At 34.6% G+C, this 22,940-nt stretch carries 12 protein-coding genes; 6 read left to right on the plus strand and 6 right to left on the minus strand.

Translation table 11 applies throughout. The features are described from left to right. Positions 1–43: 43 nt before the first annotated feature. The 6 genes from IPO86_09645 to IPO86_09670 all read left to right on the plus strand — a co-directional run bounded on the left by IPO86_09645 (position 44) and on the right by IPO86_09670 (position 15,193). Positions 44–1,147, plus strand: a complete 1,104-nt coding sequence (locus IPO86_09645) for a Re/Si-specific NAD(P)(+) transhydrogenase subunit alpha (protein MBK9728368.1) — start codon at positions 44–46, stop codon at positions 1,145–1,147. Beyond that, positions 1,147–1,446, plus strand: a complete 300-nt coding sequence (locus IPO86_09650; GenBank protein MBK9728369.1) for an NAD(P) transhydrogenase subunit alpha — start codon at positions 1,147–1,149, stop codon at positions 1,444–1,446. The genes IPO86_09645 and IPO86_09650 overlap by 1 nt, the downstream gene beginning before the upstream one ends. Continuing rightward, positions 1,443–2,858: an NAD(P)(+) transhydrogenase (Re/Si-specific) subunit beta gene (locus IPO86_09655; GenBank protein ID MBK9728370.1), complete on the plus strand. Its 1,416-nt coding sequence runs from the start codon at positions 1,443–1,445 to the stop codon at positions 2,856–2,858. Before IPO86_09650 ends, IPO86_09655 begins: the two co-directional genes overlap by 4 nt. A 429-nt stretch (positions 2,859–3,287) precedes the next feature. Next, positions 3,288–3,668, plus strand: coding sequence for a hypothetical protein (locus IPO86_09660; GenBank protein MBK9728371.1), 381 nt, complete (start codon positions 3,288–3,290; stop codon positions 3,666–3,668). Positions 3,669–3,711: 43 nt separating this feature from the next. Then, complete coding sequence (locus IPO86_09665) at positions 3,712–10,044, plus strand: T9SS type A sorting domain-containing protein (protein MBK9728372.1); 6,333 nt, start codon at positions 3,712–3,714, stop codon at positions 10,042–10,044. Positions 10,045–10,561: 517 nt separating this feature from the next. Next, positions 10,562–15,193: a T9SS type A sorting domain-containing protein gene (locus IPO86_09670; protein ID MBK9728373.1), complete on the plus strand. Its 4,632-nt coding sequence runs from the start codon at positions 10,562–10,564 to the stop codon at positions 15,191–15,193. A 67-nt stretch (positions 15,194–15,260) separates the two neighbouring features. Here IPO86_09670 and sppA read toward each other — a convergent pair whose 3' ends face one another. Genes sppA through IPO86_09700 form a run of 6 tightly spaced genes read right to left on the minus strand, consistent with a single transcriptional unit; the run spans position 15,261 to position 22,901 of the window. Then, positions 15,261–17,039, minus strand: a complete 1,779-nt coding sequence (gene sppA, locus IPO86_09675; GenBank protein ID MBK9728374.1) for a signal peptide peptidase SppA — start codon at positions 17,037–17,039, stop codon at positions 15,261–15,263. Positions 17,040–17,045: 6 nt separating this feature from the next. After that, positions 17,046–17,693, minus strand: coding sequence for a deoxynucleoside kinase (locus IPO86_09680; protein ID MBK9728375.1), 648 nt, complete (start codon positions 17,691–17,693; stop codon positions 17,046–17,048). After that, positions 17,677–18,183, minus strand: coding sequence for a 2-amino-4-hydroxy-6-hydroxymethyldihydropteridine diphosphokinase (folK, locus tag IPO86_09685; protein MBK9728376.1), 507 nt, complete (start codon positions 18,181–18,183; stop codon positions 17,677–17,679). The genes IPO86_09680 and folK overlap by 17 nt, the downstream gene beginning before the upstream one ends. After that, positions 18,176–19,726, minus strand: a complete 1,551-nt coding sequence (locus tag IPO86_09690; GenBank protein ID MBK9728377.1) for a M28 family peptidase — start codon at positions 19,724–19,726, stop codon at positions 18,176–18,178. Before IPO86_09690 ends, folK begins: the two co-directional genes overlap by 8 nt. An 11-nt stretch (positions 19,727–19,737) precedes the next feature. Next, positions 19,738–21,075, minus strand: a complete 1,338-nt coding sequence (locus IPO86_09695; GenBank protein ID MBK9728378.1) for a hypothetical protein — start codon at positions 21,073–21,075, stop codon at positions 19,738–19,740. Next, positions 21,072–22,901, minus strand: coding sequence for a UbiD family decarboxylase (locus IPO86_09700; GenBank protein MBK9728379.1), 1,830 nt, complete (start codon positions 22,899–22,901; stop codon positions 21,072–21,074). Before IPO86_09700 ends, IPO86_09695 begins: the two co-directional genes overlap by 4 nt. Positions 22,902–22,940 lie beyond the last annotated feature (39 nt).

A 22,940-nucleotide genomic window follows, 5' to 3' on the forward strand; every position in this document is an offset into this window, starting at 1 on the left:
ATTTGGCGAATTCGTTTAATTTTGCAGCTTCAAAAAACAGCCGATGATACTTGGTGTATTAAAAGAGCGTAGAGAAGGTGAAAAAAGAGTTGCTATAACCCCTCAGGTTACAAAGCAATTTATAGATAAGGGTTTTCAATTGATCATTGAAACCGGTGCTGGGGAATTATCTTCTTATCGTGACCAGGATTATATAAAGGCAGGTGCAACAATAGCGGCAAACAAGGAAAGTTTATTGCAATCCTGTGATGTGGCGTTTAAAATTAATCCACCGTTGTCTGAAGAGATTCATGTCGCTAAGAAAGGCTTAGTATGGCTTAGCTTGTTGTATCATTTGTCACAACCAGCATTAATTCAAGAGATTGCAAATGCCGAGCAAACAGCAATTTCAATGGATGCAATACCCAGGATTTCAAGAGCTCAAAGTATGGATGTCTTGAGTTCACAAAGTAATTTGGCTGGATACAAAGCCGTTTTGTTGGGGTCAGATTATATGACCCGTGCATTTCCTCTGATGATGACTGCGGCTGGTACTATTACGCCAGCAAAAATTTTAATCTTTGGTGTAGGCGTTGCCGGTTTACAAGCAATAGCAACTGCCAAAAGGTTAGGGGCCGTTGTAGAAGCTACAGATGTTCGAATGGAAACGAAAGAACAAGCGGAATCCTTAGGAGCAAAATTCATTACCGTGAAAGATGATGGTGTGAAAACGGAGGGAGGATATGCTAAAGAAGTAACAGAAGAATACCTTGCAAAACAAAAAGAAGCTGTGAATAAATCGCTATTTCTTGCAGATTTAGTAATAACGACGGCCCTTGTGCCAGGTAAAAAAGCACCCGTATTGATTCGGGCAGAGCAAGTGCAACAAATGAAATACGGTTCTGTAATCGTGGATATGGCTGCAGAACAAGGAGGAAATTGTGAACTTACACAAGAAGGAAAAGTGGTGGTTGAAAATGGAGTTAAAATAGTTGGATTGACCAATCTTCCATCCAGTTTAGCTACAAATGCCAGTGAATTATACGCTAAAAATGTAATCAACTTATTTGTACATCTTGCTTCAAAAGACGGATTTAAGAATGATCTTGAAGAAGAAATCACGAAAGCAACATTAATTGTTCAAAACGGCAAAATACTTAGATCATAATGGGACTATTTCAGTTTATACACGAACATATTCAGATTATTTATCTGGTTATCTTGATGATATTTGTTGGGATTGAATTAATATCCCATGTGCCATCGGTATTGCATACCCCTTTAATGTCTGGTGCAAATGCGATCCATGGTGTTGTCATAATTGGTGCAATCATAGTCATGGGACAGGCAGAAGAAACCTTGCATTTAATTCTTGGTTTTATTGCTGTGGTTTTAGGTACTTTAAATGTGGTTGGTGGATTTGTTGTTACTGATCGAATGCTTGAAATGTTTAAGAAAAAGAAATAATGGCCTATATACTTGAAGTTTTATATTTGATAGCAGCGGTAACCTTTATGCTAGGGCTTAAAATGCTGAGCAAACCGGATTCAGCCAGGAGCGGAAATCTAATTGCAGCGGTAGGAATGACGATTGCAATATTTGCAACGATTTTTATCTATCAGGATCAAAATGGAAATCATTTAAAGAATTTACTTTTTATCTTTTCAGCCTTATTGGTGGGGACTATTATAGGTTTTATAATGGCTAGAAAAGTACAAATGACAGCCATGCCGCAAATGGTATCGTTTTTTAATGGAATGGGCGGTGCTTGTGCAGCTATAATTTCTATTATTGAATTTGGGCATTTATCGCACATGATGGATGCAGGAGATTCAAGTCTGTTTTCTCAAAAAATTGTAATCATTTTGGCAGGTTTAATTATTGGTTCTGTTTCATTTGCAGGTAGTATGATTGCATATGGCAAATTGGAAGGAAAAATTAATGATTATAGTATTAATGGACAACAGTTTGTAAATGTAGGCTTACTATTAGCTATCCTTGTTTTTTCATTGCTGTTTGGCTTTCAGGTCTTACCAGATAGTTATTGGTTTTATGTAATCCTTGGGATCTCCATTTTATATGGTTTGTTATTTGTTTTGCCTATCGGAGGGGCTGATATGCCAGTTGTAATTTCATTGTTGAATTCTTTTACTGGTGTTGCGGCTGCATGTGGCGGATTTCTCTATGATAATTATGTAATGTTAATTGGTGGAATCCTGGTTGGCTCTGCAGGAACGATATTAACCGTGGCTATGTGCAAAGCAATGAATCGGTCTTTAACGAATGTAATCGTAGGAAATTTTGGTGGAGGAAATAGCGGTATTGTAAGTGCATCCACTGGACAGGGGAGTACGAAGGAAATATCTTTATCGGATGCCTCTGTTTTAATGAAATATGCAAAAAAAGTAGTAATCGTTCCAGGCTATGGTTTAGCAGTCGCCCAAGCCCAGCATATTTGTCATGAATTGGAAAGTATTTTGGAAGAAGAAGGCGTTGATGTGAAGTATGCTATTCATCCGGTCGCCGGAAGGATGCCCGGACATATGAATGTATTATTAGCTGAAAGTAATGTAAGCTATGATCGCTTAATTGAAATGGAAGAGATCAATCCTGAGTTTAATTTAACAGATGTAGTTTTGGTTGTTGGTGCGAATGATGTTGTAAATCCAGCAGCAAAAACAGATCCTGCAAGTCCTATCTATGGTATGCCCATATTAGAGGTAGAAAATGCTAAAAATATAATAATTCTCAAGAGATCAATGAAAGCAGGTTATGCGGGTATTGACAATGATTTGTTTTACCGTCCGAAAACATTTATGTTATTTGGTGATGCAAAAGACTCCTTAACTAAACTTGTAACAGAAATTAAAAATAGCTAGCGAGCTAATTTCAATATTCAAAGTATAATAGCAGCCTATTTTTTAAATTTCTTAAGAAATCCATAATAAAAATTACCAAGTTACCCTGAATCGTTTCATTAATTTGCAAAATCATCTACATAAAGCGCTGGTTTTCAGCGCTTAAAAAAATAAAAAAAATATATCTATTTATTTTTTATTTATAAATGTAAATGTATATTTGCATGTTATAAGAGCGAAAGCTTTTATAATGTTTTAACCAAACTTAAGACTTAATTCTCTTGGACGAAGCCTCCTAACTGAAAAAAGTCGTAATTTATTGATTACCAATTATTTAATACATAAAGTATGTATTATTAATTGTTTTTTGTATGTAAAGATTCCCTTGGAGTTTATACATATTTTTTTAATGTGACATATTTAAAATATTAATAATTAAATACTTATCCCATGAAAATGTGCAAATTCGCATTGTTTTTAGTATGTGTGCTTGTAAGTTTTAGTATTAGCGCACAATCTGTCTTGCCGAAATTAAAAGACAATCAAACTGCTAAGGTGGCAATTGAAAAAGAAATTGATAATCTCAATGGCCTTTTTAAAGCTAACCAAAGTCACGAACTTGAATTGAAAATTGGCTTATACCAAATGGCAGTTGATTTCTTAAATGAGCCGACTATTATCCCTCCTACAACAGATTATGCACTTACTTCTGCCTTCCTAAACACAGAAGTTATCAACAATAATATATTAGATTCTGAAGCCCATGTTCGCTTCCAAAGAAAGCAATGGAATCAGAATTTTATTGATTTGGTGAATTTAGTAAAGCTATAAAAAATTCATCATCAAATTTTATTACGATCCTAAACTCAGTCTCATGAAAAATTTCTCATTTAGCAAATTACAATTTTCAAATTTGAAATTTTGTTTTTTCGCTTTTTTTATCTCATTAATTGGTCAAAATTTAAGTGCTCAATTTTATACTCGTACAGCATGTAATGATCCTTATGTACAAGCATTTGGTCAAGCGGGCACCACATTTATTGGTCAAGGTGATGATGTTACTTTTACTATAAATTTACCTTTCACGTTTAGCATTTATTGTGCTAATCATACAACAGCAACTCTTGGTACCAACGGTTTTGTTAGCTTTCCTTCTGGAACGACCAGAGGTTTAGGAAACGTTACATTGCCAACTACGCTTGTTGGTGCTGCTTTATATCCTTTTTGGGATGACTTAGATATAAATCAAGCTACAACTGCGAATGCGGGGGTTTATACTCGAACAGATGGGGTAGCCCCAAATCGTATTTTTACAATTGAATGGTTTAATGCTGGTCATTTTGCGGATGTAGCAAATCAAGTAGTTACTTTCCAGGTAAAATTATATGAAACCAGTAATTTAATAAAATACCAGTATCTAGATGTATTCTTTGGTGGAACGCAAACTGCCTTTGATAGAGGCTTGAGTGCTACAGTCGGAAATGAAGGTGCTGTTGCAACGCCTCGTCAATTTAATCTAATAAGTTTCAACACAGCTACCTTAAATAATGGTGATTGCTTTTTATTTACACCACCTCCACCAGATTGCCCAGGTTTTATGGTTACAAATGGCGTGGTTCCAATGGACGCAGGAGTCTGTGGTGCTAATGTAGATCTTAATAATTTTGTACAACCTAGAGGTTGCCCAGTTACATTTACCCCTCCTGGTCCATTTTTTCCAGGTGGCGTTACTCAAGTTACCGCAAAAAATGGTTGTACTACATTATCCTTTACAATAACCGTATTAGATATATTACCACCTACAATTATAGGCTGTCCGAAAGCTGTAATTTTAAACTTAGGCCCAGGAGAGTGTGAAGCTAGTTGGGATGCACCACCATTAATGGCCATGGATAATTGTCCGGGAGTTAATTTTGCAGGTCCAATTACTACATCACCTGGCTGTCCTTTAGGTGCCAATAACTTCTTGACTGCCGCTGGTTTTTACATCGGATTGATGTTTGACATTCAGAACACTAGTGGACAATTAATGGCTGTTAGAGGATTGAGTATGATGGCTCATACTGGGGTAGGCAATATTTATAGAGTTTACACTACAACAGCGCCAGGAACATTTGGACCTGTCGCAAATAATCCTGCAGCTTGGACTTTGGTAGGTAATGATATGATGAAAGTTGGTCAAAATACATTTCCTCCAGGCAATCCTAGATTTTTAGAACAATTCGATTTAAATATTCCAATAATTTTAATGCCAGGAGAATCCAGAGGAATGGCTATCTATGGTGGCGCACCTGCCATTTCCCAATATTATGTAAATGCAATTGCACCCTGTAGTACCATGTTACAAGGTGATGCAAATTTAAAAATTGATGTAAGAACCGGTTTAGTGCAATACGGAACCGCTTACTTCCAGGTTTCTGGAACATTTGCAAGCAGAATGTTTAATGGTAATGTAGATTATCAATTTGGCGATAATATGATCAATGTTGTTCAAACTTGTGGACAACCATATGGTCCTGGAACTTACTTCCCAATCGGATGTACTACGCTTTGTTTTGAAGCAACTGATGTTGCAGGAAATAGATCTACTTGTACGTTTGATGTTTGTGTAAATCCATATGCAAATCCAGTTAATTTCTTAGCTTGTCATGACGAGATCCAAATTAGCTTAAATGAAAATTGTACGGCTACCATTTCACCGGATGAAGTTTTATCTGGTGGTCCATATCGCTGTTTTGATGAATATACTGTAGAAGCTCGCGATTGGGTGACAAATACAATTGTTGATCGTCAACCCAATGTTCCTGGAGTCCAATTAGGATTTCAAGATATAGGAAGAGAATTAAAATTAACGGTAAGAGATCCTCAAACTGGAAACAGTTGTTGGGGACATGCAAAAGTAGAAGATAAGTTACCACCTACTATCATCTGTAGAGATACTTGTGTGCCTTGTCATTCTGGGACGACTCCATTTTATACAGGAACACCTATCGTGGTTGATAATTGTTCGTCTTATAACCTTAGTTATTATGATGACGATACACAAGGTAGCTGTGCTTTAGGTTATGATAAACTTATTAACAGATATTGGACAGCAGTAGATCCTTATGGTAATAAAGCAAAATGTACTCAAATTATTACTGTTAGTATTGGTAAGCTAGCAGATGTTATCGTTCCATTAAGTTATGATAACATTGAAAATCCAATGTTGAATTGTAATGAAAAAATAGATTTGAATAAAGATGTTACACCACATTATTTAGCATTCCCATATTGTGTAGATGGATATTTATTAGACTCCGTACATTGGTTTGCAACAGGTGGATTTTTACCAAGTCCAAATGGAGACTTAGCGGGTGAGCGTTTACCAAGAACATTAGGTTGGAATTGCCTGGATTCAGGTCCATATCAAGGACATCCAAATCCATTTCCTGTATATTATCCAGCACATCCTAACTGGAGAGCAAATAATCCAGTATGTTGGGGTCCGGATGAAGTAGTTATGTGGCAAGGAACGGGTTATCCTGGAGGAGCATATTGTAGAAATTTTGGTGTCAATTACGTAGATATTGTTATAGATTTAAGAGCACCAGCTTGTGATGCAGGTCCTATTGGTTGTTATAAAATAATCAGACAATGGACTGTTATGGATTGGTGTACAAGCGAAATTGGAGGACACAATCAAGTAATTAAAGTTGGTGACCAGGAGGGTCCAAAAGTATTATATCCAGATACAGTCAATGTAAACATGGAAGTGTGGACCTGTACCGGAAGATGGGAAGTACCACCAGCCTGGATTGTTGACAATTGTAGCAATGAGTTACATTATACAGTACAAGTTGAAGACGGCACAATATTAGGAAATGAAACCACTGGATATGTTGTAGTAGATATGCCTGTTGGTGTTCAAAATGGATATATTATTGCAAGTGATTGCTGTGGAAATATAACGAAGAAAAGAATTGCATTAAACGTATTTGATAACGTACCACCAATTGCAGTTTGTGAACAACGAACGATCGTTAGTGTCAATGGAAATCAAAGTCCTGGTGAGAACTTTGGAAAAATATTTGCAGAGTCATTTGATCAGGGAAGTTTTGATAATTGCGCTCCTCATATTTTCTTTAAAGTGATCCGTATGGATCAATTGAGAGGAACAAACAATGGTAGCAATGCAAGCCAACCAGACAATGGTACAAATTGCACTGGTGTTAATGGTGATGACAATGCAATCTTAGAAGGAAATCAAATCTATTTTGATGATTATGTTAAATTCTGTTGTTCTGATGTAGGGAAAACAGTCATGGTAGTGTTCAGAGTTTTTGATCGCGAACCAGGTGCAGGCCCAGTTACTCCAAATAGAATGAACTCCGGTGGAAATTTATTCAATCGTTACAGTGATTGTATGGTTGAAGTAGAAGTACAAGATAAGAGTGTACCTACCGTAGTAGCACCACCAAATATCGTAGTAAGCTGCTGGTTCTGGTTTGATGTTGACAAATTAGTAGATCCTAATGATGCAACATTTGGTAAAGTGGTAACAGACTTATCAAGCAGAGAAAAAGTTAAAACAACAGATTTAGTATGTTATAATTATTGTGTGAGAAATGATATCACAGGTTACCCAGGTTTCGTACCAGGCGCACCACCATCAAATCCACCAGCATGGAATAAAGCATGTGACTATTACAGAAGCTTATTCGATACAGCACATTATGACAGAAAATATGAATTAGTATGGGGCTTTGACGGTTATGTCTTAAGTTCATGCGGAAATACACCAACGATCAGTGTAAATGACAACCGGGAATGCGGTCAAGGTCAAATTACACGTACAGTAGTTGCAAGAGGACCCAATGGAATTAGCGTAACAGCAACTCAGATAATCTGGGTAGTTGATTGTGATCCATTCTATATCAATAGAGCAGATAATTGCGATCCGGATGATGACATTACCTGGCCAGGAAATTGCACAGGACAAGCAACAACAATTGCTGGTTGTGGAGCAGACATTAGCCCAGATAATCCATTATTAGGAAGACCAGTAGTTGAAAACGGAGCAGATGATTTATGTGCATTGATCAGTATCGAATATTTCGATGAGATCTTTACAATTGAACCAGATGCATGTTTCAAAGTATTGCGTAAATGGGTAGTAATTGACTGGTGTCAGTATGACCCAAGTATCGATCCAGTAAAAGGAAGATGGGAGTACTTACAAATTATAAAAGTACACGACACAGATAAACCAGTTGTAAGTATTGAAGTAGGTCCATGTGAACCTGCAGTAAAGAATGCAACGGATAATATCTGCTATGGCCATATTAGCTTAGTAGCTGATGCAACAGACAACTGTAGCCCATTAGATTGGTTATTCTATGACTATAAAATAGACTTATATAATGATGGAATCGGAACTCATCAGGGATATGATTTCAAAGTAGGTCCATTGACTAGAAAAGAATATGCAGCAGGAAGAACACCATTGTTCCACCACAATCCATTAGCAGATAATGAAAACAATCCATTTGAAGCAAGTGGTACGTATCCAATAGGAATACACAAAATCTGTTGGTTTGTAGAAGACGGATGTGGAAACATAGGAACCTTATGTCAATTGTTTGAAGTGAAGGATTGCAAAGCACCAACACCATACTGTTTGACAGGAGTAATTACAGTTCCAATGCCAGCATCTAAATGTGTAACGGTTTGGGCAAAAGATTTAGACAGAGGAAGTTTTGACAACTGTACAAATGCTGATGATTTATTATTCTATTTCAACGGAGATACGAGTGCAACAAGCATTACAATCTGTTGTGATGATTTCGTAGCAGCAGGTGCAAATGATGAGTTATTAGTAGATGTTCAAATGTGGGTTCAAGATGAAGAAGGCAATACAGATTATTGTAAAACCGTAATCATCATCCAGGACAATCAGGATATCTGTCCTAATACAGGATCATCGAAAGGTCGCATTGAAGGTGAACTTAAAACTGAAAATGGTAGTGGAACAGAATTGGCAGAGGCACAAATGTACTTAGTCAATAAAATGATGAAGCAGGTAGTTACAAAAGTTGATGGTCAGTATTTATTTGGGGACTTAGATCCAAATAGTTATAGCGTTAAATTCAGCCGAAATGATAATCATTCAAATGGCGTAAGTACAGCTGACATCGTTAAAATTCAAAGACATATTTTAGGAATTGAAATATTAAATAGTCCATACAAATTAATTGCAGCAGATGTAAATGCGAATTCAACAATTACCGCTGCAGACATAACTGAAATTAGAAGATTAGTTCTTGGAATTAATAGTAAATTTACTAAAGTTGAATCCTGGACATTTATTCCTAAATCATATGTTTTTCCAAATGTTTTAGCTCCGTGGTATGCTCCACGAGAAGCAAGTTTAACAATTTCAAAAGATGAGCGATTTGTTGAAAATTTCGTAGCCGTTAAAATGGGGGATGTAAATGATAACGCTAGAGCCCACAATGTAGCTGGAAGCAGCAGTCGTAACAATGGTAAGTTACATTTCGAAATAGATAACAATAATACGGTATCTGGAGAATTGTACAAAGTAGCATTCAAATCAAGTGATTTCAACAACATCGCAGGATACCAGTTTACAATGAAATTTGATCGTCAGGCATTGACATTCGAAGGAATTGAAGCAGGATCTTTAAATGTAGATGAATCAAACTTTGGAACAAACCAAGTAGGAAATGGCATTTTAACTACAAGCTGGAATAGCAAAGTAGCACAGAGTGTAGAATCAGAAGCAACGTTATTTACAGTAGTATTCCGCGCAAACAGTAACAGAAACATTGGTAGCTTAATCGCAATCACTGGAGATGTAACAGCAGCAGAAGCATATGATGCACAATTGAATACAAAAGACATCAGCTTAGGAGTACGTACAGAAAGAGGTGTTGTAGAAAGTGGAATTTTTGAGTTGTATCAAAATACACCAAATCCATTTGCGAAAGAAACTACCATCAGTTATAGATTACCAGAAGCAGGAAATGCTAAATTGAGTATCTATGATGTAACCGGTAAAGTATTGAGAGTATATGAGTTAACAGGCGTAAAAGGCTTGAACACTGTAAAAGTTCAGAAAGCTGAATTGAATGCAGGAGGCGTATTATACTATCAATTAGATGCCATAGACCATACAGCAACTAAGAGAATGGTAGTTATTGATTAATTAATAATAAAGAAAATAGTCCGATGGGAGTAGAAATTAAAACTACTCCCATTTTTTTTTTGGCATGGTTTTAGCAAATTGAAAGTAGATTCTAATCAAATAGCTCATTCTGAGCTTTAAAGTCCATTTATAACCTATTTAGGTAATGAGACATAGTAATAATAGTTTTAATTTCATCGTGTTTCATATTAAAATTCTTTAAGGGGTATAAATATTTAAACCTTTCCTGGTTCGATATTTAAATATCATCATTAAAAAAATATCAAATTTTACTTGCAGTCCCATACTAAAAGAGTGATCATTGTCCTGTCACTCACAACTATCTATTCATAATAAGAACACCATTTTTATTTATGTATAGCTAGTCTTAGTTTTTTAATAAACTAAGGATAACCATCATTTAATACCAGTCTACTCAATTCTCATTCTTCATTGAGCTTTCAAATTTTTTTGAAATGTTTAATGGAGAGCGATGAAGCAATTAATGATTTAACAAATAAATCCAAATCTCTATTGTATGAATAGACTATGCTTACTTAGTTTGAAGAGACGACTCCCATTGAGTTGTCTAATGATTTTACTCGCTCTTTTGTCTGTAAATTTTGGTTTTGCAGCAAATGGGCCTCGTGAGGTTGCCCCTTTAGGGCAATTGGTGTGCCATGATTTAATTCAAATCAGTTTGGACGAAAACTGTGAAGCAACAATAAGACCACAACACTTATTGGAGCAAGCGGGTCCGAACTTTTTGTATGAAGTCATTGCACGTGATTGGGAGACCAATAAATTGGTAGATGAAGATCCATCAACGCCCTTTGTTCAAATTGGACGAAATCAAATCGGACGTTGTTTGAAAATTACAATTCGTGAAATTTCTTCTGGTAATTCTTGCTGGGGAAAAGCTTGTGTTGAAGATAAATTAGCTCCAGCATTAACTTGCCCTCGAGATATTAGAGTTGAGTGTTATGAAGATGTTGGGCCTTTGGTTACGGGCGCTCCAACTGTAAATGAAGGATGCGGAACGTACTCTTTAACATTTAAAGATGTAGTCTCCAAGGGATCCTGCACATTAGGATATGACCGTATAATCACACGTTATTTTATTGCAGTTGACGAAACTGGAAATAGAGATACCTGTGTTCAGATAATTACAGTTGAATTAGGGGACCTAAACAATTTAACTTATCCGTTGAATTATGATGGCCTTTTATTACCAGGTCATACACATGCATTAAGTTGTGACGCAAAAGTAGATGCAAATAAAAATATCTCAGCGCATTTAGTAGATGCACCAACATGTGTAGATGGCTATTTATTAGATTCTGCTTTATTTATTTCATCTAGTATCAGAGTTCCTAAATTACTAGGATGGAACTGTTTAGATTATGGTGCATATCAAGGGCATCCAAGTCCAAAAAGTATTTACTATCCTGCAAAACCAGGATGCTGGGGAGCAAATGAAATCGTAATGTGGGAAGGAACTGGCGAACCTGGAAATGCAGGTTGTGGAAACATAGCTGCAACCTTCAGAGATATCCGTATTGATATTTCAAAACCAGGTTGTGATGCTGGTCCAGTAGGATGTTATAAAGTTTTAAGAGTGTGGACTTTACTTAACTGGTGTACCGGTGAAGTGAAAGACACGAATCAAATTATTAAAGTGATGGACATCGTTCCACCACAAATTCTTTATCCGGATAGCCTGGTAGTCAGTACAGATCCTTGGAGATGCGAAGGTCGTTGGGACGTTGCACCTGCTTGGGTAACTGATAATTGCTCAAATGAAATTCACTATTCTATTCGTGTAGAAAGTGGAACTGTATTGGGTGATGATAAAGCTGGTTATGTCGTGGTAAATCTTCCTCTTGGTATCCAAAACGCCTATATTGTTGCTGAGGACTGCTGTGGTAATATTACCGAGCGCAGAATCATCCTCGATGTTCAAGATAATAATCCTCCAAATGCAGTTTGCGATCAAAAAACTGTAGTTACAATTACCGGAAACGGAAGTCCTGGCGATAACACAGCTAAAGTGTTTGCTGAAACTTTCGATGACGGCTCTTTCGACAACTGTTCTCCACATTTATTTTTTAAGGCAATCCGTATGGATGAGTTGTTAGGTACTAATAATGGTAGTACTAAAGATAACAAAGCAACATGTAATGGTGTCAATGGTGATGATGATCTATCAACACTCGGCAATCAAATTTATTTTGATGATTATGTTAAATTCTGTTGCCAGGATGTTGGAAAAACGATCATGGTTGTTTTCAGAGTTTATGATGTTGATCCAGGTGCAGGACCTGTTGCACCAAGCAAAATGAATCAAAATGGTTCTTTGTTTGGTCGTTTCAGTGATTGTATGATTGAAGTAGAAGTGCAAGATAAAAGTATTCCTACAGTGGTTGCACCACCTGATATCGTTGTAAGTTGTAATTTCTGGTTTGATGTAAATGTACTTTCAAATCCTTCAAATGCAACTTTCGGAAAAGTAGTAAATGATTTAGCATGGAGAGGAAAAGTGATTACAAACGATGTAGTTTGTTCCTATTACTGTGAAAAAAATCAAATCACAGGTTATCCTGGCTATCTACCTGGTTTGCCACCACATTTACAACCCGTATCAAACAAAGCTTGCGATTATTATAATTCATTATATAATGCAGCACATCCTGATAATAAATATGATTTATTATGGGGCTTTGATGGTTATGTTTTATCTTCCTGTAATGTTACACCTTTAATCAATGTAAGAGATTTAAGAGTTTGTGGACAAGGTAGAATATTAAGAGATGTTTCTGCAACTGGACCAAATGGTGTTATTATAACTGCAACACAGACAATCTGGGTTGTAAATTGTGATCCATTTTATATTAATCGTAGAGATCATTGCGACTTAACAGATGATATTATCTGGCCTGATTGTCAAGGATTAGGAACTACAATCGATGGTTGTGGTGCAGATATTAGTCCGGATAATCCAAAGTTGGGAAAACCTCAAGTTGAAAATGGTGCAAGAAATCATTGCAATTTGATTGCTATTGAAAACTTTGACGAAATATTTACGATTGAACCAGATGCTTGTTATAAAATACTAAGGAAATGGGTTGTGATCGACTGGTGTCAGTATGATCCGAATGTAAATCCAGAAGTCGGCAGATGGGAATTTACTCAAGTTATTAAAGTTAGAGATCAAGTGAAACCTATCGTTACTTGTAATGTCGGTATTTGTGAACCTGCGGTATTAAATACGCAATTAGGTACCTGTGTTGGTCATATAAGATTAACCGTTACAGCTACAGATTCATGTACACCAAATGATTGGTTACTTACGGAATATAAAATTGATGCATTCAATAACGGTACTTATGATTTTAATGTGGGTAAGTTAACGCGTAAAGAGTTAAGCCAAGGCGTTATTCCATCAATCCATAATAATCCATTTGCTGACAATCCAAATAATCCTTTTGATGCTAGCGGTACCTATCCAATTGGCGTTCATAAGATTTGTTGGTATGTTGAAGATGGTTGCGGAAATATTGGTCAGTGTTGTACACTTTTTGAAGTTAAAGATTGTAAAGCTCCAACGCCATATTGTTTAACTGGTATTATTACAGTACCTATGCCAACTTCTGGTTGTGTTGACATTTGGGCGAAAGACCTTGATTTAAATAGTTCAGATAATTGTACACCAAGAAACAGATTAAAATTCTATTTCAATGGCGATACATCTAAAAGAAGTATCAGAGTTTGTTGTGAGGATTTTGTAAGACAACAAAAATCAGATGAATTAACGATTTCTGTTCAAATGTGGGTAGAAGATGAAGAAGGTAATAAAGATTATTGTGCAACTACAATTATAGTACAGGATAATCAAAATATTTGTCCAAATCCTCCAACTGCAAATGGTGGTAATATCAATGGATTGGTTAGAACTGAGAATGGTGATTTAACAGCAAAAGCAGAAGTTGAATTGTATAACAATAATTCAATAACAAGACAAGCTGTAACAAACAATTCTGGTTCTTATCTATTTGGTGAGCTGGTAATGAATGCTTCCTATAGTGTTAAATCGAAACGTAATGACGAAGCTGGAAACGGTGTTTCTACTGCAGATATCGTGAAAATTCAAAGACATATATTAGGAATAGAGGAATTAAATAGCACATACAAATTGATTGCAGCTGATGTTAATAAATCGAATTCAATTACAGCAGCAGATATATCAGAAATCAGAAAATTGATATTAGGTATCAATGCAGAGTTTACTAAAACTCCATCCTGGTTAATGATACCTGCTGATTATGTATTTGCAAATCCGAAACAACCTTGGGAGTATTTGCAAGAGAAAAGCTTAATAACTGTCAGTCAATCAAATAAAGTAGATTTTATAGCTGTTAAAATGGGAGATGTTAATAACTCAGCATTAGCAAGTAGCTTAAATGGGGCAGTAACTTCTAGAACTTCAGCTTCATTGAATTTATTTGTTGATCAGCTTAGCGTAAACCCTGGAGAAACCTATAATATGAATGTAAAAGCATCTGACTTTAAGGATATCTCTGGGTTCCAATTTACCTTAAACTTTGATGCTTCAAATTTAATATTTGAAGGATTTGAATCGGCTTCTTTAAATGTTGATGGATCTAACTTTGGTGCAAACCAATTAGAAAAAGGATTATTGACAATGAGTTGGGATTCAAAACAATCCAGAACAATTTCTGAAAACGATGTATTATTTACCTTGAAGTTTTCAGTATTGGGAAAAGCATTGGCAAGTAATTTATTTGCAATTACAAGTGATGTTACAGCTGCAGAAGCTTACGCTTCAAGTTTAGAAACAAAATCGATCAAATTAAATGTTCGTAGTGGAAAAACAGAGGTAGAAGCAAGTGTTTTTGAATTATATCAGAATGCACCAAATCCATTTGATACTGAAACTGAAATTAGTTTCCGCTTAAATGAAAATGGTGAAGCTAAATTGAGTATATATGATGTTACTGGAAAAGTAATCTATATTTCACAATTGAAAGCTCAGAAAGGCTTAAATACTGTAAAAGTAGATCGTTCAGATTTAAATGGTTCCGGTATGTATTACTATCAATTAGATTGTGGTAATCATTCTGCAACGAAGAGAATGATCATAATGGATTAATTTTTCAGGATTACTGAAAGCTAATTTATAAGCAGTCTTCGCATACCGTTGTGAAGACTGCTTTTTTTTATTTTGAAATGATAAAGGGTAATTTCATTTGTAGCCCTTTATTTGTTTTCCAATATTTCATTTCTTGATAATAAGGAATCATTTCCTCCAATTCCTGTTCCATAATTCGAGCTTTTATTCCAACGCTTCCTTCTTCATTATTTCCTTGTAAAGCTTCCATTAGTTTTTGTATAGGATCTTTTTGTGTTGGAAATTCACTGATTCTAAATTTTTCTAGGGATGCCATACGAGAAGCACATGAAATCGCATCATCTAGATTTCCTATTTTGTTTACAAGACCTAATTCTTTTGCTTTTATACCACTCCAGATCCTTCCTTTCGCGAACTCTTTTACCTGTTCTTTAGCTAAACTCCGTCCAGAAGATATCACAGATATAAATTGATCATAAGTTTGTGCAATATTTTCTTGCATAATTTTAGCTTCATCAATTCCCCATGGTAACATCACGTTGAATTTATTCGCCATGGGTCCAGTGCCGACTGTATCAATATCAATTCCAATTTTATCTCCACTAATTCTATTAAAATTTGGGATTAATGCAAAAACACCAATGGAGCCGGTTAATGTATATGCATTTGAAAATATACTATCTGCATGACAGGAAATATAATAACCACCAGATGCTGCATAGTCACCCATACTTACAACTACAGGTTTTCCCTGAGCTTTAATTAAATCAATCTCTTTTAATAATTCATCACTTAATAAAGCACTTCCTCCAGGTGAATTTACTCTTAATACAACCGCTTTAATACTCTTCGTGGATCTTATATCCCGCAATATTTTAATGTATTTTCGACCTATTTCGCCTTCTTCTCCTTTGCCTTCTATTATATTACCTTCTGCATAGACAACAGCAATTCTGTTAGAGCTTGAGAAGTCTTCGTTAGCGGATTTGCTAATCGCAAAATAATCCTGTATATTTATAAAATGAATTTTATCATTTTCATTAAAATTCATTTTACTTCGAATATTTGCCAATACGTCGGATTCATATGCAATAGAGTCAATCAATTGGTTAGTATACGCTAATTTTGGGGAATACGATTTAAAGCCATCAAAATTTGATTTTAATTCATTGTAATCAAGATTTCTTGCTTTAGAAATTTCATCTAAATATAGATGATATTGCTCGCCTAAAAATTCCTTTAATTGCAATCTATTTTGATCGCTCATTTTATTTAAACGAAAGGGTTCTGTTGCACTTTTAAATTCGCCTGCGTAATAAATATTGAAGTCTAAACCAATTTTATCTGTAAATTCTTTAAAATAGGGGATTGATATTCCAAATCCTTTCAAGTCTAAGAATCCCAATGGATGCAGATACAACTGATTTGCAGCCGAATTAATATAGTAATTTTTATGATCTAAATAATTGGAATAACAAATGATAAATTTTCCTTCATTTTTAAATGCTTGTAATGCATCTCTTATTTCTTTTAAAGTTGCATATCCGTGATTATAATTGCTGCTTTGCAGATAGATACCTCTGATTTTTGGATCCTTCGCAGCATGAAGAATGGCTTTTGTAAGATCCTTTAATCCTATCGTTACGGTATTATTTAAATTGTAACTTTGAATGGGATTATTATTTGTTTGTTCTGGTATTAATCCTGGAATAATCAATTGCAATACTGAGTTTTCTGTAAGCTTGGTATCCGTTTTATTGCGCAACATGAAGCCTGTGCCGATTGCAATTAGTAAAAAACCAATAACAATAAGTGCAAGTAAAGCCCCAAGGCATGAAGAAAAGATTGACGAAAAAAATGTTTTCATTCTATTTTAATTTAAAATTTTAATATGATGTAATCCAGGAGCAAATTGTGTGAAAACAATCTCTTCTAGTTCTTTGTAAATAGTTTTATTTTTTGTAAAATCTTGGTCTTCAAGATTAATTACCACGACAGGTATAATTGTTTGGCTTTTAAAAAATTCAAAATAGCTGTCCTGAATTTTACTTAAATATTCATTGGATATATTGTTTTCAAAAAGTCGACCTCTTTTATTTATATTTGATTGAACGTGTGTAGTCTCCCGATGTAAATAAAGTATTAAATCAGGTTTATTTAAAGTGTGCGTTAATGCCTGGTAAATTTTGAAAAACAATTTATATTCATCTGGTGGCAAGTTCGTTCGAGCAAATAATAGGCTTTTTAAAATGGTATAATCTGAAATAATAAAATCATTAAATAGATCAGGACTTTGGGCGTCTTGTTGTATTTGCTTTTGTCTTTCTGTTAAAAAAAACAATTCAACGGTTAATGCATATCTGGCCGGATCTTTATAAAAGTATTCTAGAAATGGATTATCACTGAATTGTTCAAGTATCAGTTTGCATTTATAATCTAAGCTGATCATCTGGCAAAATGTAGTTTTACCAGCTCCTATATTGCCTTCAATACAAATATATTTATTAGGATTGGATTTCATGCGTTTTGAATTTTGTTACGTGACCTAAATCCGTACACCTTACTAATAACTCGTCCATACGTAATTTTAGTATTGGATGAATTAATTTTGGGGCAATCTCCGATAATGGAAGCAGTATGAATTTTCGAAATGCCATTCTGGGGTGGGGTAGTATTAATTCTGGTGTATTTAATATCATACTTCCAATAAAAAGAATGTCAATATCAATGGTTCTTGGTCCATATTTTTCAATCCTTATCCTTCCAAGTTTTTTTTCAATGTCTAATATTTTATGTAAAATTTCAACCGGTTTTAAATTTGACTTTAGCTCAATTATCTGATTCAGAAAATGATTCTGCATCTTATTACCCCAGGGTTCTGTTTCATAGATGGAAGATTGCTTCAGGACCGTTGAAAGTTCACCAGAGACAAGGTCAACGGCACGTGTTAAATAGTCGTATCTATTACCTAAATTTGAACCCAGAGACAAAAAAACTGAATTATTATTCATGAATAATAATTTTTTTAGTGGCTTTAAATTTCTTATTTGATAAGCTTAAAAAGTAAAGTCCTGTTGATAATTTTATATGATTTAATTTTGTAAAATTGTCATTTCTTAAGTTTTGATTCATGGAATATATTTTTCTACCCTTTATATCAAAAATTTGCAATAAACAATTTTCAAGATTTTGATCTGGCTTTATTAAAATGCATCCTTCTTCACAAATTGCTTGAAACTTGTTTTCCTCTTTTGTATTCGTGCCGGTTGTTTGATCAACTATGATATCAATGGAGCTGCCATGTTCAATCTCTGCAAGTTCGATAATTGTCGCAATGGATGCTTTAACGACATTTGCCATGAAGTCAAAATTTAAATAATGGCTGGAATCTCTAATGGTATGATAATTTTTATTTCTAAAATTTGCTCCATCTGTTATCATTAAAGCGGGTATATTGCGATCCCAGAAACTTGCATGGTCACTTCTTCTTAAATCTGGAGCAATACTTCCATTTCCGGGTACTTCTAATGATATAATTTTTAAAGCAGGAACATGGTTTAGTGTATTGGTATGAAAACTATTTTTAAGATTTAATGAATTCGTGTTTCCAACATTGATTATAAAATCGCCTTTTCTATTATTTGCAATTACCTGATTGTAAGCATCTGGAAATAAAACATTGAAGCCAGTTGGTAAATCTTGTGTGTTTGCTTGCTCTGTATAATACCCAATCATTTCAAAATTAAGAACTGCTTTGATACTATCTCGTTTGCTTAATTGATTAGCATTATAGATACTACTTCCAACTAATCCATTTTCTTCCAAATCAAAAAGTACATAGCGAATTGATTTTTTGCTAGGATAATCTGCAAGTATCCGAGCCATTTCAAGAACCCCTGCAACACCAGAACCATTGTCATCAGCTCCTGGCGAAATGGTGGCGGCATCATAATGCGCATCCACAATAATGATGGAGGATGGTTCACTACTGCCATGCTTCGTAGCTTCATAATTAATTCCAGTATAGAGTGCATTCTTAAAATCTAGTGATTTTGTGTTTAAATAGGTTTGCAATTGTTCAGACAAATATGTTCGAGCCTGGTTGTATATAATTGGATTATTCGCGTTTCTGCGACCCTGAATTTGTTCTACATAGTCTTTTAAATTGTTGGGATTAACATTGGAGATGATATCTTCAATATTTATGGATTCTTTGTCGTAGGCTGATAACACAACCACCAATTTTGGACTTGCATATTCTATATTTATAAGATTAATTTTTTTATTCAGTCCTGGAGAAACAGGGTAACCCACATCTCCAGTTATAGATTGGGCAAGTAATTCGGTATACTTATCGTTTTCTGATAAACTAAATATTTTACATCGCACTTCCAGTTTGTCATTATCTGGATCCTGCAAATCAAAATCAATAGATAAGCTGCGATCCGTTGAAGTAAAATGAATACTTTTTTTTATGATCTTAGGGATTGCGTTTTGTGCTTGAATATGTACTAAGAAAATAAGAAGAGCTGTTAATACATTGAAATATTTCATTTGATTAATATTTAAAATGAGATAATACGTTGATTTTTTGGAAAATAATTTTTTAGTCCATTTGAATTGGATTTTAACCATCCAAGATTCGCAGATCGATAGGAAGCAATGGCCCATTTGGATTTTTGCTTAACCGCAATTTCAGGTGCATTCGATTTTAGAAAATTAATTGCTTGATTAAATTCTAAATCTGATAGTTCAATATTTTTACTGAAATGATTGCTTTGACTTAAACCATGTGCCGGATAAAAATCTTTCCCTTTAAATTGTCCTATAGGAATTCCTGCATAATAAATTGGGGCTATTTGCATTAGATGTTGAATTGTATCTGCCCAGAAATTTGAGATTGCATATAATGAATCTTTTAATCCTATGATACTAAATGCATCGGGATTTGATAACCATTCAAAATGTGTGGTATTGTTCGAAGGTCTTATTTTAGATTTTTTTACATAATTTGAATTTTCACTAAATTTTATTGCTTCTTGTTTTTTAAGAACACTTACTGTAAATCCTTCACCTTTTGATTTGTGTGGAAAGAATCGATAGGTAAAATTTTTGGAATTGGGTTCGCATATTGAAAAATCATTTTTAATATTTACAGATGTATATTTTTCGTTTTCAAGATAGGGATTTGTAATAGCTTCATTTTCCTTTGTATTGTAGGTACAAGTGGAATAAATAATATATCCGTTTTCTGCACACATTTTATCAGCAATTCTAAGGATCTGATTTTGCATATGTACACAGTTATTAATTTTATTTTGGTTCCATTGATTGATGGCTTCTTTCTCTTTTCTAAACATCCCTTCTCCACTGCAAGGAGCATCAATTAATATGAGATCATATTTAATATCGGAACGTTCCAATTTATCCAATGAGCCTTGTGTTATAATTGTATTGGAATAGCCCCATCGTTCTATATTTTGACGGAGTACATTTGCGCGTAAGGGTTCAAATTCATGACAATGCAGCAACGTATCTTGAGATAAGTTAGCTAACATTAATGTGGATTTTCCTCCAGGTGCACTGCACATGTCCAGAATTTTAGCGTGTATTGGTAATTCTATAGATTTTAAAATAAAATCTATAAACATAGATGCAGCTTCTTGTACATAATAATGCCCGGCATGAAAAAATGGATCTAAGGTAAAAGAAGGCCTTTCATTTAAATAATAAGCATTTGTACACCATGCGACAGGATCAGAAAGAATTAAATCATTTTCAGTTTTAAAGGGATTTATACGAATACTAATTGGTAATTTATCATGTAATGAAGATTCAAAATCAGAATACTCATTTCCAAGAATGGCTTTCATCTGTTCAATAAATTGTATTGGCAAATTCATTTGAATAATTTATTGAGCGATGGAATATTAGATATTATTGCATCCACTTTTTGAGTGATTTTTGGATCCACAATTAAGGGAGGAGCATGGTGTGGTTTAGTTCTTGCATCAATAATTAAGTTGGTTTCACAAGCCCAATGTTTGTAATCGTAACGTGCATTGGCACCATAAATATCATAGGCAGGATTACTCTTTGTAAAGCAGGACCAAATGAAATTATTGTAGTTTTCCGTAATAAATTTTGTATTATCACATAAAATAATTAAAGGAAATCCAGGACATGCATTTCGTTCAAAGTAATCTGTTAAAATTTTTAATTCCAAAATCGTTTGTTGGTAATTTAAAAACGATGTACCTTGAATACAAACGATTCCAGATTGAATAAGACTTACGCTATGAAAGGATTCTGGTAAATTATGAAAACAACTTAAATCCGAATCAAGATTTCTTAATTTATTCCTATTGCAAGCAATAACCACTTTGGAGCCTGCATTCCAGCTGCCTCCAGAATAATCAAGCGTGTCCATGGTAGTATTTGTAAAAAAATGTAAATCTTTACTCCAGTCCACACGTTCTAAAATATAATTGAAAAATGCAGGAATGTTTTTAGTGCTTAATTCGGTACCTTTTTCATCTGCTGCAATAAATAAATATTTAGCCAGTGAGGTCTGGCCTTTTCCTAATAAATGATTTGCCAGTGTAAGTATTTCTTCTGGTTTTCGATCTCTAAATGGCATGTAGCGCTCACTTCCTATAGCGAGCAATAGAGGATGTACGCCAGCCTGATCGACTGCATGAATTTCTTTAATTCCTGGAAACTCTGTAGTGGTTAATTCGGCAACAATCTGATGTATTAAAAAACCAAAACTGCTATCTTCCTGAGGTGGCCTACCTACAACTGTAAAAGGCCATATCGCATTTTTTTTATGATATACTTTTAGATTTTCAAGATATGGAAATGGATGTTTAAGACTGTAATATCCTAAATGGTCACCAAAGGGGCCCTCAGTTTTTAAATTTTTTAAATTAACCGTACCGGTTATACAAAAATCGACATCTTGTGGAATTAAAAAACCATCTTGAGTGTAATAAGAATACCGTTTTCCATTCAAAATTCCAGAAAATAAAATTTCACTCAAATTTTCTGGCAAAGGAAATATAGACGCTAATGTATATGCAGGAGGCCCTCCAACCGCAATACTTATCTTAAAATCTTCTTTTGATTGCAAATATTGTAAATGGTGATTGCCAATGCCTCTATGAAGTTGATAATGCAGTCCTATTTCCTCATTATTTATATAATCATTACCGGAAAGTTGAATCCTATACATCCCAACGTTTGCTTTTTTAGGATCCAATGAATTTGGTGGAAAGCTGATAACCTGTGGGAGGGTTATGAATGCACCTCCATCATCAGGCCAGGATTTAATTTGAGGCAAATCCAGAATATGACATTTTTGATTAAGTTGATTACTATAATTGCGCTTCGGTAAAGCGGAAACCAAATATCCTAGATTTTGAATTGTAGTAAGTGGATGATGGAAAACAGAGATGGGATCTTTTTTAATTTTTATGAGCCATTCAAGTTTTTTCATCACGTGTCGAAAAAGAAACTCAGATCGTTCAAAGGTTCCAAATAAATTAGAAACCGCTCTGAATGGACTACCTTTTACATTATTAAAAAGGAGGGCAGGACCTTGAACAGCATATACCCTTCGATGGATTTCTGGAATTACTTGATCCGGATCCAAAAGTTCATCGATTTGGATTAGTTTTTGGTTTTTTTCCAAATCCAGGCATGCATCCTGTAAGTTGTTGTAAGCCATTGAGTTTGATTCGATGTAAAATTACAGTCTTTAAGATCA

The sequence above is a fragment of the Saprospiraceae bacterium genome, assembly GCA_016717265.1.
In the GTDB taxonomy this organism is placed as follows: Bacteria; Bacteroidota; Bacteroidia; order Chitinophagales; family Saprospiraceae; genus Vicinibacter.